At 66.8% G+C, this 14,086-nt stretch carries 14 protein-coding genes; 5 read left to right on the top strand and 9 right to left on the bottom strand.

The features are described 5' to 3' along the window. Positions 1-27 precede the first annotated feature (27 nt). Together KF745_13570 and KF745_13565 are read right to left on the bottom strand one after the other, a co-directional pair. Positions 28-762 carry a hypothetical protein gene (locus KF745_13570; protein MBX3359443.1) on the bottom strand — a complete coding sequence of 245 codons (735 nt, stop codon included), beginning with the start codon at positions 760-762 and terminating at the stop codon, positions 28-30. A gap of 10 nt (positions 763-772) precedes the next feature. Next, positions 773-1,219, bottom strand: coding sequence for a hypothetical protein (locus KF745_13565; protein MBX3359442.1), 447 nt, complete (start codon positions 1,217-1,219; stop codon positions 773-775). 97 nt (positions 1,220-1,316) lie between these two features. Between KF745_13565 and KF745_13560 the strand changes: the two genes are divergently transcribed. Together KF745_13560 and KF745_13555 are read left to right on the top strand one after the other, a co-directional pair. Next, the gene (locus KF745_13560) at positions 1,317-1,757 is read left to right on the top strand and encodes a hypothetical protein (protein MBX3359441.1); all 441 of its coding nucleotides are present in this window, start codon (positions 1,317-1,319) and stop codon (positions 1,755-1,757) included. A 203-nt stretch (positions 1,758-1,960) separates the two neighbouring features. Beyond that, a complete protein-coding gene (locus KF745_13555) occupies positions 1,961-2,911 on the top strand; it encodes a restriction endonuclease (GenBank protein ID MBX3359440.1) in 951 nt (316 codons plus the stop codon). Between the two features lie 156 nt (positions 2,912-3,067). Here the strand turns inward: KF745_13555 and KF745_13550 are convergent, their stop codons facing one another. From KF745_13550 to aroA, 5 genes are all read right to left on the bottom strand, one after another. Beyond that, positions 3,068-4,453, bottom strand: coding sequence for an RNA-directed DNA polymerase (locus KF745_13550; protein MBX3359439.1), 1,386 nt, complete (start codon positions 4,451-4,453; stop codon positions 3,068-3,070). Positions 4,454-4,663: 210 nt separating this feature from the next. Next, entirely contained in the window at positions 4,664-6,145 is a 1,482-nt protein-coding gene (gene icd / locus KF745_13545) for an isocitrate dehydrogenase (NADP(+)) (GenBank protein ID MBX3359438.1), read from the bottom strand. A gap of 140 nt (positions 6,146-6,285) precedes the next feature. Beyond that, complete coding sequence (locus tag KF745_13540; GenBank protein MBX3359437.1) at positions 6,286-6,777, bottom strand: YajQ family cyclic di-GMP-binding protein; 492 nt, start codon at positions 6,775-6,777, stop codon at positions 6,286-6,288. Between the two features lie 153 nt (positions 6,778-6,930). After that, complete coding sequence (locus tag KF745_13535) at positions 6,931-9,486, bottom strand: hypothetical protein (GenBank protein MBX3359436.1); 2,556 nt, start codon at positions 9,484-9,486, stop codon at positions 6,931-6,933. Positions 9,487-9,826: 340 nt separating this feature from the next. Then, the gene (gene aroA / locus KF745_13530; GenBank protein ID MBX3359435.1) at positions 9,827-11,350 is read right to left on the bottom strand and encodes a 3-phosphoshikimate 1-carboxyvinyltransferase; all 1,524 of its coding nucleotides are present in this window, start codon (positions 11,348-11,350) and stop codon (positions 9,827-9,829) included. A 236-nt stretch (positions 11,351-11,586) separates the two neighbouring features. Between aroA and KF745_13525 the strand changes: the two genes are divergently transcribed. Continuing rightward, the gene (locus tag KF745_13525) at positions 11,587-11,874 is read left to right on the top strand and encodes a hypothetical protein (protein ID MBX3359434.1); all 288 of its coding nucleotides are present in this window, start codon (positions 11,587-11,589) and stop codon (positions 11,872-11,874) included. Between the two features lie 159 nt (positions 11,875-12,033). Here the strand turns inward: KF745_13525 and KF745_13520 are convergent, their stop codons facing one another. Beyond that, positions 12,034-12,363 (bottom strand): co-chaperone GroES, encoded by a 330-nt coding sequence (locus KF745_13520; protein MBX3359433.1) that lies wholly within the window; start codon positions 12,361-12,363, stop codon positions 12,034-12,036. Between the two features lie 96 nt (positions 12,364-12,459). On the opposite strand from KF745_13520, the gene KF745_13515 reads away from it, so the two are divergent. Beyond that, positions 12,460-12,990 (top strand): adenine phosphoribosyltransferase, encoded by a 531-nt coding sequence (locus KF745_13515; protein ID MBX3359432.1) that lies wholly within the window; start codon positions 12,460-12,462, stop codon positions 12,988-12,990. Positions 12,991-13,033: 43 nt separating this feature from the next. Continuing rightward, positions 13,034-13,582, top strand: coding sequence for an asparaginase (locus KF745_13510; protein ID MBX3359431.1), 549 nt, complete (start codon positions 13,034-13,036; stop codon positions 13,580-13,582). A 69-nt stretch (positions 13,583-13,651) separates the two neighbouring features. Here KF745_13510 and rplU read toward each other — a convergent pair whose 3' ends face one another. Further along, entirely contained in the window at positions 13,652-13,984 is a 333-nt protein-coding gene (gene rplU, locus KF745_13505) for a 50S ribosomal protein L21 (protein ID MBX3359430.1), read from the bottom strand. Between the last annotated feature and the right edge of the window lie 102 nt (positions 13,985-14,086).

Here is a 14,086-nt window from a genome sequence, read left to right as displayed (position 1 = left end):
TGGCAAAGACTCGCGCGCGAGACCGGATCATGCTGACACTCTGGGGAGGCCAATCGGGGCGCCGCATTCGGGGCACTCGCCGCGGGGGAGGTCGTGGAGGGGGTAGCCGCAGGTCTCGCAGCGCGAGCGTCGGCGTCGCCATGCGCGGCGGAGCGCGCCGGGGCCGAAGGTGGCGAGGGCGATGATCGCGGACCAGAAGCACACGCCGGCGAGCAGGCCGGGCCAGATCGGGCCGAGCGGCAGGTAGGCGGAGGAGTTGGGGAGGAACTTCAGGTCCCACTGGTACCTCGACTCGTAGTCGAAATAGCCGTCGTTTCCGCCGTTGAGCGTGACGCGGCGAGCGGCGCGGCAGGGCCAGCCGGTTGCCGTCGTCGCCGTGTCGATGCCGTTCAGCGGGCGGAAGCCATCGCGGAATGCCGGCGGGGGCCGGAGGGCCCACGTTGGCACGGCGTTGAGGTTGACCGCGGGAGCGCCGAGGTTCGGCAACACCGGCAGCGTTTCGAGCCGCCACTCTTCGACCAGGGGCATCCATCGCGTCTTCCCAACCCGCATGCCCTGGTCGTCCACGACATGACGCTGCTCCGCGCCGGTCCATTGATCGAGGCGGTAGCCGGGTTGCTTGCTCGCGCGGATCGCGAGATAGACCTCCGGACCCCAGGCCGTGGCGAGCGTCGCGAATGCGCCCGACGCGAGGCAGATCATCGCGGCGATGAGGCGGCGGCGGGGTGATGAGGCGCGGGAGGTGGTGCGGGGTTGGGGCATGCCGGGGGACTTACTCGCGGCGGGTGAGGATCAGGATGGTCGGGATGCCGCCGGCGAGGAGGGAGCCGGCGACGAGGCCGAAGGTGGTGAGTCGCCAGGACCAGCGCTGGTCCTCGGTCTTGGCCATCCACTCCTGGCGGTTGCGGGTGTAGGTCGCGCCGACGCCCAGGGCCTCCTGGCGGAGGCGGAGGGTGGAGTCGGCCGGGCCGCCGAGGACGGACTCGCGGGTCTTCCAGTCCCACCGCGCGGCCTGGCCCGCGCCGAAGACCGCGGCGAGCGCGACCAGCACCCCCACCGCGACGCCGCGGGAGAAGCCGCGCCGGACCTGCACGACGCCGGCGACGATGCCCAGCACGAGGTGGATCGGGATCAGGGCCCAGACCGGGATAAGCGAGAGTGTGTCGAACATGGTGCGGGAGTTCTTCGCGAAGGGGCGGGGGGAGTTTCGCGTTGGCACGATACCAGAGCCCCGAATCGCTGACGGGAGAGTACGATTGTCGCGGTCTTCGCATGTCGCGTGACGGGGTCAGCGGGGTCAGCACTAGGGGAGCAGCATGAGCGCAGGAGCATCGGCGGCGGCGGCGGGGGCCGCGGCGGCCCGGCGCAGGGCCGAGCAGCAGGAGGAAGAACGCATGACCGGGTACAGCGACGCCGACCTGGGCGAGGCGGGGACGGGGGGGACCGGGGGGGCGGGGGGGTGGGAGTTCAAGATCCTTCGCTCGGCCACCGGCGCGTTCCGCAAGCCGGAGGTGCTCCGCCGGGCGCTGGAAGAAGAGGCCAAGGCGGGGTGGGTGCTGCTCGAGAAGTTCGACTCGCAGCGCATCCGGCTGAAGCGTCCCGCGGCCGCGCGATCCGGCGACTCGGCCCTGGGCTTCGACCCCTACCGGACCGACTTCGGCGTCGCCGAAACCAGGCTCGGGCTCCTCATTGCGGGGTGCGCGCTGGGTCTGGTGGCCTTGGTCATCTGGATCATCTTCATCGCGACGCGGCCGTGAGGCGGAGGGGGAGGGGGCGTGCCACCGACTTACTCGCTTTGGAGTCAGTCGGTGCCGAAGGGAAGACGCACCGACTACACCGCAGAGCCGGTTGAGTCGGTGGCACGATGTCCGTGCCACGTGCTGACGGACGACCCCCTATCGTTCTCTCAGCATGGAGGCCATATGGCGACTTCGGACGGGTCATCAGGGGTCAATGAAGCGTGAACGAATCGCTTGTCCACCACTACCCGCCGGAGCTGATGGCGCTCCTCATTAACGCGGTCCCTCGGCTCATCAAGGGAAAGCGTGATGTCCTGACCTTCTTTACGGGCTGCGGCGTCACTGCCAGCGAACTCCTCGAGTTGAGCAATCAGGTTCAGCGGGATAGGGACAGTATCACAAAGTTCGAGATTGTTCGACGTGTCTTGACGCGGCTAAATGAACGCGGCGATGCTGCATTGGCGCAGCGCCGTGAGGTACTGAAGCGAGTGACCCAATGGGACAACTTTTCCACTTGCTACGACAACGATCGCATGGAGGCAAAGGGCTATGTCGCTGAGATCGCCAAGCTGGTGAACATCAAAGACTCATTCACTCGCATGAATCAGGAGCGAGAAAAGGCCGAACAGGACCTCCGCCGGAGGCGAGAGGCCGCGATCGCGGAGCGCCACCGCGTGAAGGTAGAGCGAGAGGAGATCCGGGCCAACCTCAATGCGCTTTTCCTTGAGAGCAACGCTAGCTGGCGCGGAACGGCGCTTGAGGGCGTGCTCAATCGCTTGTTCAAGTCGCATGGGATCCTGATCCGCGATGCCTTCAGGCGCGTGGGCGACGACGGCGAGGGAGTGATCGAACAGATCGACGGCGTAGTCGAACTGGACGGCCACGTCTACCTCGTGGAAATGAAATGGCGAGCGCAACCGCTTGGAGTGGGCGAGGTCTCACATCATCTCGTACGCGTGTTCAATAGGAGCGCAGCGCGAGGGCTTCTAATTTCACAATCCGGTTTCACAGAGCCTGCGATCACGACGTGTCGCGAGTCGCTCGCCAAGAGCGTATTCCTATTGGGGCACCTCTCCGAAATTGTTCTACTGCTCGAACGCGATGGATGCCTCAAAGACCTCATTCGTGCGAAGGTCCGAGCAGCGATCGTCGACAAGAAGCCGCTAGTCTGAACCCTCAATGGGTGCCACCTGCCTGCCCCGCCGGAACTGCTCGTACCACCGGATCGACCGCCCCCCATAAACCTCGTCGGCGGGTTGCGTCGCTCGGTGCTGCTTGGACGGTAAGTGGCACGGGACGCCGGTGCCATCCCGCCGACACCCGAGCATCTACGAAAGTGCCCGTACCCTCTTCGCAATAGCGGCATCAGTGAGATCGAGACTCCGCGTAACCGGTTCCAACCACGCTCGGCGCTCGTCCCGGGGCAGCGCTGAACCGGCCCAGAGAATCGCGCGGCGCTCCCAGGGTCCGGCGTTCATCCACCGTTCTTTCTGATCTCGGACCCAGTCAACCTCGCCATAGCAACCGGCCAAGAGAGCTCGGTATCGGCATCCGACCAAAGTAGGCTTCGAGTCATCTGCCAACTGGATCGCGGTCTTCGACGGAAGGAATTGTCGCTTTGCGGCGAGCCAAAGCGTCCAGTCACGGACAAATGGGAGCCAACCTTGAGAGTCTTTCGACAAGAAATCTGGGAGCGCTGACGACAAGACATCACGGACCTCATCATTCCAGATTCTATCGAAGTAGTGGATGACTTCGCGGAAGACTGGCGTCAATATCGGAAGATGCTCGACAACGGGCCGCAGAAGCGCCCTGATGCGGAGCGAACTGGCCCTTCTTAGCACGTACCGGCCAAGGCCGAGATGGATCGGCGGCTTTCGCACGCACGATTTGAACGTCGATAGAAGTGCCTTCCGAACGATTTCTTGCTCCTTTGCCTCGAGAATCTCGTCCTCGTCAACCTCCAAGCCTGCGTAGGCAGCCGCATCCATCGCTCGCTCAATGAGCCTCTTTCCTTGTGAGATCTTTGCGGCGTTCTCACGCTCCTCCGGTTCGACCAACTCTTGTCGGATGAAGTCCTTTGCAAGGACGATGCGTGTCTTATGTGCCTGGAGGGAGAGGCGGTGTGCCGTGAAGAGGTAATGGGTAATCTCGTGCAGTGCATGGACCGCCTCCGCCTCGCTTTTGCAGAAAATCCGGAAGTCGTCTACATAGCGGGTGTGATTGAACCCGCAATGAATTAGTCGGTGATCGACATCGCTGAGGCATGCTTCGGCGAGCAAGATCGATGTTGACGGGCCGACGGGAATCCCGCGCGACTGCTGCGCCGTGAATCGACCGATGAATGCCTCCACACTGTCGGGCCGAGGGGCAGGCACCATTGCTGCCGCCAGTGAGTTGTTCAGTCGATGGTGGTAAATCTGGTTGTAGAAGTCGCTGATATCCGCCAGGGCAACGAAATCACACGAGCGGTGTTTGGCCAGTTGACCAGAGTGTTCCTGGAAATCCTTCCAGCCGTCAGCGTTCGCGACGAAGAGGTCGCCCGTCGATTGAGGGCTGAGTCGAAACGAACACGCGACCCTCTTGTCAGCCGGAACTCGCGAGTCTTCGATCTTTGCGGCCGCTTCATACCCCATCGCCGCGTAGAGAAGTGCATCGAGGGGGTCGAGTTGCGTGGCGACCCGAAACCCCCCCTGCGACTTCGGCACAAGCATCGTGCGAGTCGCCCGAGGGGCTACCGTCCCAAGGTCTTGGTTGATTAGCGCAGTCTGGACCGCAGACCAATCAGCCCACAAACACTCGAACTCAAAGGGAACCGGAAACACATCCGTGTCACCGTATCGAGAGACGTGTGCCCTGGCCCAGTCAAGGGAGTTGGCGCTTACAGTGTCCTTTGGCGGTACAGGCACGGAAGAAATCCACTCTCACCCCATGTGCTTGATCACCGCATCCCCGAACTCCGAGCACTTGAGCTTGGTCGCGCCCTCCATCATCCGGTGGAAGTCGTAGGTCACCGTCTTGGCGGAGATCGCGCCGTCCATGCCCTTGATGATCAGGTCCGCGGCCTTCGTCCAATCCGCATCCCCACCGCTCCCCATGTACCGCAGCATCATCTCCCCTGAGAGGATGACCGAGCCGGGGTTCACCTGGTCGAGGTTGGCGTACTTGGGGGCCGTGCCGTGCGTCGCCTCGAAGATGGCGTGGCCGGAGATGTAGTTGATGTTCGCCCCCGGGGCGATGCCGATGCCGCCGATCTGCGCGGCAAGGGCGTCGGAGAGGTAGTCGCCGTTGAGGTTCATCGTCGCGATGACGTCGAAATCCTTCGGCCGCGTCAGCACCTGCTGCAGCGTGATGTCCGCGATCGAGTCGCGGATCATCAGCATCGACTTCCACTTCCCCTGGCCGTGGGTGGGCCACAAGGAGGAAAGGACCGTCTCGACCTCGGCCACGATCTTCTTCTGCTGGTCCGGGGTCATCATGTCGTACCCGGGGTCGATCTGCCGGGCGTTGGCCTCGGCGGAGAGGTCGGAGTTGGCCTCCTTGTTGCCCAGGATCCACGATTCACGCTCCGTGACGACCTGGGCGCGGAAGCCCCCCATCGCCGCGGGCCGGACGGCCATCTCGTAGCCCCAGTCCTTGAAGGCCCCTTCCGTGAACTTCATGATGTTGCCCTTGTGGACGAACGTCACGCTCTTGCGCTTGTTCTTGAGGGCGTAGGAGATCGCGGAGTGGACCAGGCGGCCCGTGCCCAAGTGGGAGACGGGCTTGATCCCCACGCCCACCTGCACGGGGATATCCGTCCGCGGCGGGGCGCCGACGGATTCGAGCTGCTTCCACCAGGCCTGGCCCGCCTCCTTGCTGCCGAAGCGGATCTTCTTGAACTCCTTGGGGAACTCCTTTTCCATGAAGGCGAGGAACTTGGCGGCCTCGGGTGTGCCCGCGGCCCACTCGATGCCGGCGTAGATGTCCTCGGTGTTCTCGCGGAAGATGACCATGTCCACGTCGCCGGGCTTCTTGACCGGGCTGGGGACGCCCTGGAACCAGCGGACGGGGCGGAGGCAGACGTAGAGGTCCAGCAGCTGGCGGAGGGCGACGTTGAGCGAGCGGATGCCGCCGCCGACGGGGGTCGTCAGCGGGCCCTTGATGCCGACGAGGTAGGTCTTGAAGTCGGCGATGGTCTGGTCGGGGAGCCAGTTGCCCGTCTTGTTGAAGGCCTTCTCGCCCGCGAGGACCTCGTGCCAGTGGATCTTCTTCTTGCCGCCCGAGGCCTTGGCGACCGCGGCGTCAAAGACGCGGACCGAGGAACGCCAGATGTCCGGCCCGGTGCCGTCGCCCTCGATGAAGGGGATGATGGGGTCGCTGGGGACGCTGAGCTTGCCGGACTGCATCGAGATGGCTGAGGGCATGAGGGGCTCCGGGGGGCGAGAGGGGCTGAGGCGTGTGGGAATGGGACGGATGATATCGAGGGGAGGGGAGATCGGGGGCCGGGGATGAGCGGCCTGAAGGCCCCGAAGGGCTGGGGGAGGGGGGAGGGGGGAGGGGGGGGCTAGCTTTTCATGTTGATGTATTGGAGGGGCTGCTCGAGGCCGGCCTTGTCGAGCATGGCCATGATGGTGCGGAGGTCGTCGATGTTCTTGCCGGTGAGGCGGACCTCGTCGCCCTGGATGCTCGCCTGGACCTTGATCTTGGTCTCCTTGACCATCTTGGCGATCTGCTTGGCGAGCTCGGGGGTGAGGCCCTCCTTGAGCTTGACCTCGCGCTTGGTGTGGCCGGCGGCCCCCTGCTCCATCTCGCCGAACTCGAAGGACTTGAGGTGCAGGCCGCGCTTGATGACGGCCGAGGTGAACATCTCGTGGAGGCCCTTCATCTTGCCGTCGTCGGCGGCGACCATCTTGAGCTTCTTCTCCTTGCGGTCGACAGTGATCTCGACGGGGGAGTTGCGGAAGTCAAAGCGGGTGGCGACGGCCTTGAGGGTGTTGTTGATGGCGTTGTCGAGCTCGGCGAAGTTGATTCGGCTGACGATGTCGAGTGAGGGCATGGGGCGGTGGGGTCCTTGGGGGGGTGCGGGGGACGCCGCGGGGATGGGGAGGCCCGGGCATCCCTCGGGATGGCTGAGGGCTGGGGCGTACGGGGGAGGGTAGTCGGGGGTGGTGGGTTGGTCAGCCGCGGCGGGCGCGCGGGGGGGAGGGGGCTATGGAGCCTCGCCCTTGGCGATGACTTCGATCTCGGCGAGACCCGCCGCGGGGGCGGAGAGGAAGGAGCCGGAGACGGAGAGGAGATCGATGCGGACAGCGCGGATGCGGGAGAGGTCGGGGAAGGGGATGGGTGTGCCGGAGGGGGAGAGGTTGGAGGCGGTGGTGTCGGCGCGGAGGAGGGTGGCGGCGGCGTCCTCGTAGAGGCGGATACGGGCGGAGGCGGTGTGGAGCGTGGAGGCGGCGGAGGGGTTGACGTCGTAGAGGACGATGCGGCGGACGGCGATGGGGACGGGGAAGGTGAGCCGGGCCCACTGGTTGTCCGGCTGGTTGGGGGCGGAGGTCCAGGTGGACTGGGGGTCGGCCTTGAGGGCGCGGCGGTCGATGAGGCCGAGGTGGGCTGTGGGGGTGCGGGAGGAGGAGGTGGTGACGGCGGCGCCGGGGGCGAGATTGGTCCAGACGGCCTCGGAGCCGTCGGCGGGGACGGGGATCATGGAGTGGCCGGTGTGGCAGCCGACGCAGACGGTGGAGGTGCCCGGGGGGGCGAAGTTGGCGGCCCCGCCGTGGGCCGCGCCTTCGGGGGTGGGGCCGCCGGTGAGGGGGACGATGCCTGAGTTGGAGCGGAGTTGTTCAAAGAGCGGCAGACTCCCCGGAGCGGGCGGGAAGGAGAGCGAGGCGCCGCCGCCGGGGAGTGCGGGGAGGCCGTCGGGGCGGATCGGGGTATCGCCGAGGTGGATGGGCCAATCGAGACTGGCGAAGCCGGGGCTGGTGCGCTGGGGATCGGCGAAGAAGCGGATGAAGTCGGCGGAGCCGACGGCGGGGGCGGAGATGATGTCGGTATCGACGTCGGCGTTGGCGTAGATGTTGAAGGAGTAGAAGATGAAAGTGTGGCCTGGGGCGAGGAAGGACTCGGGGTTGGCGGGTGGGAGGAGGGGAGGGGCGGGCTCGGTGGGGAAATCGCGGTATTGATCGCGGATGAGCGGAGCGAGCGGGCGCGAGCGGATGACGCGGGGGCGGAGTTCTGAAGTGTTGGGGAGGTCGAGGAGGAGGCGGAGGTTGGAGCCGTCGGGGGCGCAGAGGTAAAGGCCGTAATCCTGGTGGAGGTCGGGGGCGGCGGAGAGGACCACCCCCCCACCCCCCCCGCTGCCGCCGGGCGCGGGGATGAACTCGGGGTCGGTGGCGTAGAGGGGGGCCGCGCGGATGTGCGGCGCGATCGGATTGAGGGGCGGGGCGGAGGTGTCGGTGACGCCCAGGACCGGAAGCCAGGGGTGCGGGCCTGGGGACCAGTGGCGGATGCCGCCGAAGCCGGCGGTGTGGGTGAGGGAGAGGTCGGGGTAGTACGCCGCGAAGAGCGTGCCGTCGGGGGCGAAGGAGCCGGGATAGGCGTGGTTGAGGTGCTGGTCGCGCCCGCGGCCGGACCAGAGGCGGATGGCGCTGCCGTCAGTGTTGAGGCTGATGAGTTGCCAGAAGTTGCGGTTCATGGAGGGGCCGCCGACGGCGGCGGCGGGGTCGGTGGTGAGGCCGTTGGACTCGAGGAAGCCCTGGCCGGGATCATCGGGATCGACGGGGATCGTGGTGTCGGCGGAGGCGGCGGGGAAGCGGGGGTTGCGGATCCAGCGGGAGTAGACGATGCGGCCGGAGATCGGGTCGACGAGGGGGCGGTCCGCGGCGTTGCGGTCGGCGGTGAGGCGGATGAGGCGCGTGCCGTTGGTGTTGATGACGTAGAGATTGGTGGTGCGCGTCGCCGCGTAGTGCGAGAACGAGGGGAAACGGGTCGAGGAGAAGCAGATGCGACCATCGGGGAGGAAGACGGGGTCGGTGTCGTCGTAGGGGCGCAGGGCCGCGGCCGCGGAACCGAACTGGGAGAGATCGAGGGAGTCCTGGCTGGAGAAGGTGAGTTGGCGGAGGTCGGCGCCGTTGGGGCGGATCAGGAAGAGACGCCAGGCGCCGGGGTTGGAGTTGGGGAGGGAGGGGTAGGTGGTGCCGGGTGGGGGCGCGGGGAGGCCGGCGAAGGCGATCCACTGGGCGTCGTAGGAGACCGCCGGGGCGTTGACGTCGATGAGGTTGAAGGAGGCAGATGTGGGGTTGGCGCCGTTGATGAGGGTGCGGAGTTGGCCGGAGGGTTCGAGGATCATCAGCGACCCCGGCGCTGCGGGGATGAACCTGGTGGCGGGGCCGACGCCGGGGAGGGCGCGGGGCGTGGACCACGCATCAGAGCCGCAGGCCGGGATGCGCCGGGAGACGAAGACGATCGGGGCCGGGGGATTGGCGAGCGGGCAGTGGCCCCCGGTGGTCGCGAGTGAGCCGAGCCACGCGGAGATGAAGGACGATACGTCGGGGGCGGTGACGAGGCCGTCGGAGTTGAAGTCCGCCGCGGGATCGAGGGCGACCCAGGCACGAATGAAGGTGGAGACATCGACAGGGTCAACCGAGCCGTCGCGGGTGAAGTCGCCTGGGCAGTCGGGGCGTGGGCCGGCGAGGGCGGGTGAGAGCGAGAGGGCCGCGGCGAGGATCGCAGCAAGGCGGCCGATCGCGAAAGAGGGGTCGTAGGCCACGAGACGGTTCCAAAGCCGCGACCGTGCGATGCCTTCGTGCGGGGAAGAGCGCGAAGAACCGGCGTGCGCGGAACCGGCTGACTGGCGTCGAGCGCCGGTCAGCCGCGGGGCGAGAGCGGGTTGGAACACACCCACGGGCAGAGCGGTGAGGGCCGCAAGGTCAGGATACCGGCGGCGGTTCGTGGGATGCAATAGGGATGTTACGTGTGTGAAGCGAGATGTGCCCGGGCGACGGAGTTATGGAGCCTGGGAGGGCCTGCGACGTGAGCGGCCGGGGGCGTGCGGTGCCCTGCGATGCTCGAAGGAGGGGCACTTGTTCCAGCGCCTCCTACTTTCCCGCTCACAAGGTTTGAGTGGGACCCGCAGGCGTGTATACCCCCGCGAGGTCCCGCCAGAATGTCGGGTAGGTCTTGCCGACGCAGGCCGGGTTGCGGATGACGACGTTGGGAACGCGCAGGCCGATGAGGGCGAGGGACATGGCCATGCGATGGTCGTCGTAGGTCTCGAAGACGAGAGGCTCGGCTGGGCTGGGGAGGCGCGGCGGCGGGGTGATGCGGAGGGCCTCGTCGTCCCTGGTCGTGAGGATCTCGACCGTGGCGCCGAGCTTGGTGAGTTCGGCCTGGAGCGCGGCGAGCCTGTCGGATTCCTTGACGCGGAGCGTGCGCAGGCCCCGGAGCGTGGAAGTGGCAGCAGGGTCTGCCGGCCAGGGCGTGGCGAAGCAGGCGAGGACAGCGAGGGTCATTGCGGCGTCGGGGATGTTGGAGCAGTCCAGATCGATGGGCCGCAGGGCGGCCGCGGATCGGACGGACATGCCGGCCGGGCGTGGGATACGGCTGCTGTCCGCGCAGGCGGTTTCGACGGCCGCACCCATGGCGCGAAGCGCGTTGAGGAAACCCGCGGCGTCGGCCTGCAGGCTGGCCGGGCCCAGGCCGGGCGTCGTGGTGCGCGAGCCGTTTGCGAGCACGGCGGCGGCCCAGAGATACGTGGCGCTTGTTGCATCAGGCTCGATGTCGAGTTCGAACGCTGCGAGTCCGGAGGCTGAAAGGCTGCGGGACGACGCCGACTGACGGCCGGGGTTGATGCGGATGTCTCGCTGCCGCGGGCCGCCGGGTGGACCGATGTCCGCGGTCTTGATGACAATACCGAGCGACTCCAGCAGGCGCAGCGTCATGTTGACATACGACTCGCTGGTCACAGGCGGCAGGAGGCTGGCCGCGAGCCCGTTGGGGAGAAACGGGGCGATGAGCAGCAGGGCGGAAATGAACTGGCTTGATGCAGTCGAGTTGATCAGCAAGGTGCTCCGGAGGCTTTGCAGGTCGGCCACCGGATGCACGCGGACCGGCGGAAAGCCCGGGTTGCCGGCGTACTCCACGGCGGCGCCGAGCGTGCGCAGCAGGTCGACCAGACCAGCGATCGGGCGCTCTCGCATCCGGGCGTTGCCATCGATGGTGATCGGGCCCGACCCGGGAAGGGCGAGGATGGCGGCGGCTGTGAGGAACCGGACCGCGGTGCCCGCGTTCTCAAGATCGAGAGTCTCCCCCCCACTGCCGGACGCGGGCCGCCAGCGGCCGGCGACGCCGCGGATGTGGAGCGTGGCGCCCTCGGCGCGGATTTCAGCGCCGAGTTGGCGCAGGGCCGTGATCATGACTCGTGTGTCGTCCGCGTCGACAAGGGCATTGGTGAGTGTCGACGTGCCGTCGGCGAGCGCGGCCAGGAGAAGGGCCCTGTTGGTCAGACTCTTCGACCCTGGCGGCGTGATGGCGGCATCGAACGGCTGGGCCAGCGGCGGAACGTGGACCGCATTGGGGAACTCCGCCAGCGGGAGATCAGCGACAGCGAAAAAGCTGGGAGTCGGTGCGTTCAAGCGGCGAAGGGTACCTCATGGCGGGCGGTCGTGCGGTCTGGTTGCAGGTGTGCGAGTTCGGCAAACGCGCTGCGAACGGACTCGGTGGAGGTTGCGGAGAAGCCTCGTGGAGCCGCGGAAACGGCGTCGCCGCGGCGGGCGCTCGCCGCTAGCGTTTCGGGTAGCGCGCACGACCGGAAGGAACCGGTCGCTCCCGGCGTGCGGGCGAGACGACTACTCGAAAGGAGTCTCCCACCATGGCACCTCCCACCACAGCCCGGCAGTCACCGACGGCCCACCCCGCGGCGGAGCAGCAGTACACGCATGTCGGCGAGACGAAGGGGTGCGAAGACCACGACCGCGACCTGATTCACTTCCTCAGCCATCGGCTGGATTTCCTGTGGCGCTGCGACCAGTACATCGCCAACGCCGAGGCCGACCCCGACCTGCAGACCTTCTGGCGGGACGTCAAGCGGCAGGAGACGGAGAACGTAAAGCGGGCCAGGGAGATCGTCACAGCGCACGTGCGGAAGAACTGCTTCTAACGGGCGTCGTGCCCGGAAGCCCCGCGCCGACAGACTCGCATTCTCGCGGCGCGTCGGGCTTCCGGCATTTCTGCTGAGGCGTTCTGCCAAGCGGTGGAGCAGTTCGGTTGCCGCGGATACCGCGCCGGCTGCGTGCTGCGAACCGATGCGGGCGATCTGTCAATCCGCCGTTGACTTCCGGAACACCGCCACGATGTCCTCGATGGGGATGACGAACAGACGGTTGTCGCCCTCAAACTCCACGGGAATGGCGTGCTTGGGGTTGAAGAGGACGCGGTCGTACTGCTTGATGGGGTAGTTCTCATCGCGGCCGACCTTCGCGGAGATCGCGACGACCCGACCCGTGATCGTGGGGATCTCGATCTTGTCGGGGAGGTGTATCCCCGCCTTGGTCTGCTTCTTGTCCTCGTCCTTGCGGATCAGCACACGGTCGCCGATGGGTTCGACGACCTCGAGTTTGGCGGACTGGGCGCGTTGGTCCTTACGCATATAGCGGGAGTGTAGGGAAGGCGGCGCACCCGGGGTGAAGGCTTGCCGGGGCGGGGGCCGGACGCGGGAGGCGCGGGGGACGTACGCTGTGCGCCTATGAACGAGGTGCAGCAACTCAAGCAGATGATCCGAGATGTGCCGGACTTCCCCAGGCCGGGGATCGTGTTCAAGGACTTCACGCCGCTGCTGCGCGATCCGGCAGGGCTGGCGCTCGCCGTGGAACTGATGGCAAACCCGTTCCGCGGCAGGGGCGTGGAGCTGGTGATCGGGGCGGAGTCGCGCGGGTTCATCTTCGGGATCGCGCTGGCGCAGGCCTTGTCGGCGGGGTTCGTGCCCGTGCGCAAGCCGGGGAAACTGCCGTCGAAGACGGCGCGGACGTCGTACGAACTGGAATACGGGAGTGACTCGCTGGAGATCCACGTCGATGCGGTGCAGCCGGGGCAGTCGGTATTGATGGTGGACGACCTGCTGGCCACGGGCGGGACGATGCAGGCGTGCTGCGACCTCGTGTCGAGGATGCAGGCGAAGATCGTCGGGATCACTGTGCTGATCGAGCTGGTGTTCCTGAAGGGTGCGGCGAGGATGTCGAAGTACGGGCCGGTGCACTCGGTGCTGAAGTACGAGTAGACGGCAGAGGATTGGGGCGGGCCTGACGGAGGCCGGGCGGCGCATGCGGCAAGTCACACTGATCACCACCGGCGGGACCATTGAGAAGACATACGACGAGCGGTCGGGGTCGCTGGAGAACCGGCGATCGATCGTGGGACGGATGCTGCAGCGGCTTCGGCTGGAGGGGACCAGCGTCCGCATCATCGAGCTGATGAGCAAGGACAGCCTGGTGATGACGGAGGCGGATCGCGAGGCGATCGTCGAAGCGGCCCGCGGAGCTGGGGCGATGGACGGCAACGCCATGGGCGCAGGGGGAATCGTGATCCTGCACGGAACCGACACCCTGTGCCTCACCGGCGAACGGCTGGCGGCGGCGTTCCCGCGGCCGCGGGTGCCGATCGTGCTGACCGGGGCAATGCGGCCGTACGAGATGAAGCGGAGCGATGCGCTGCAGAACCTGACCGAGGCGCTGTTCGGGGCGGGGGTGATGGAGCCGGGGGTGTACGTAGCGGCACACGGGCGGGCGCTGCGGTTCCCCGGGGTGGTGAAGGATCGGGACAGGGGGACGTTCGTGGCGGGCGGTCATGGATCGGCCGGCGGGAGCCAATGAAAAACGGCGACCCGGGTGAGGGTCGCCGTCTGGCTGGAGTAGGTCGAATGACTGTCGCGGAACCGATCGTTACCCGTTGATCCCGGTGATCTTGACGCGGGTGTAGCGCTGGCGGTGACCGGTCTTGCGCTTGTAGGTCTTCTTGGGGCGGTGCTTGTGGATGTAGATCTTCTCGCCCTTGAACTCGGGCTCAAGGACCTGAGCGGTGACCGTGGCTCCCGCGACGTAGGGGGCGCCGATCTTCGTGGCGCCGTTGCCGCCGACCAGGAGAACCTTGTCGAAGGTGATCGACTTGCCCTGCTCGACCGCGCCGGACTCGACCAGATCGATGAGGATCTCAAGGTCCTGGGTGACCTTGAGCTGGCCGCCGGAGGCCTCGATGACTGCGTAGGTGGACGACATGGGTGCAAACCCTTGGTACAGCCGCACTTGCCGGGGGGGCGTGCCGTGGCCTCGCGTGAGGCCGGCCGCCCGGCTTGGAGCCCGGTTCGCTGCGGGGGCGGG

Source organism: Phycisphaeraceae bacterium (assembly GCA_019636655.1).
Lineage (GTDB): Bacteria > Planctomycetota > Phycisphaerae > Phycisphaerales > UBA1924 > JAHBXB01.
Note: the sequence above shows the minus strand (reverse complement) of the source record. Positions and strands in the feature narration are given on the sequence as shown.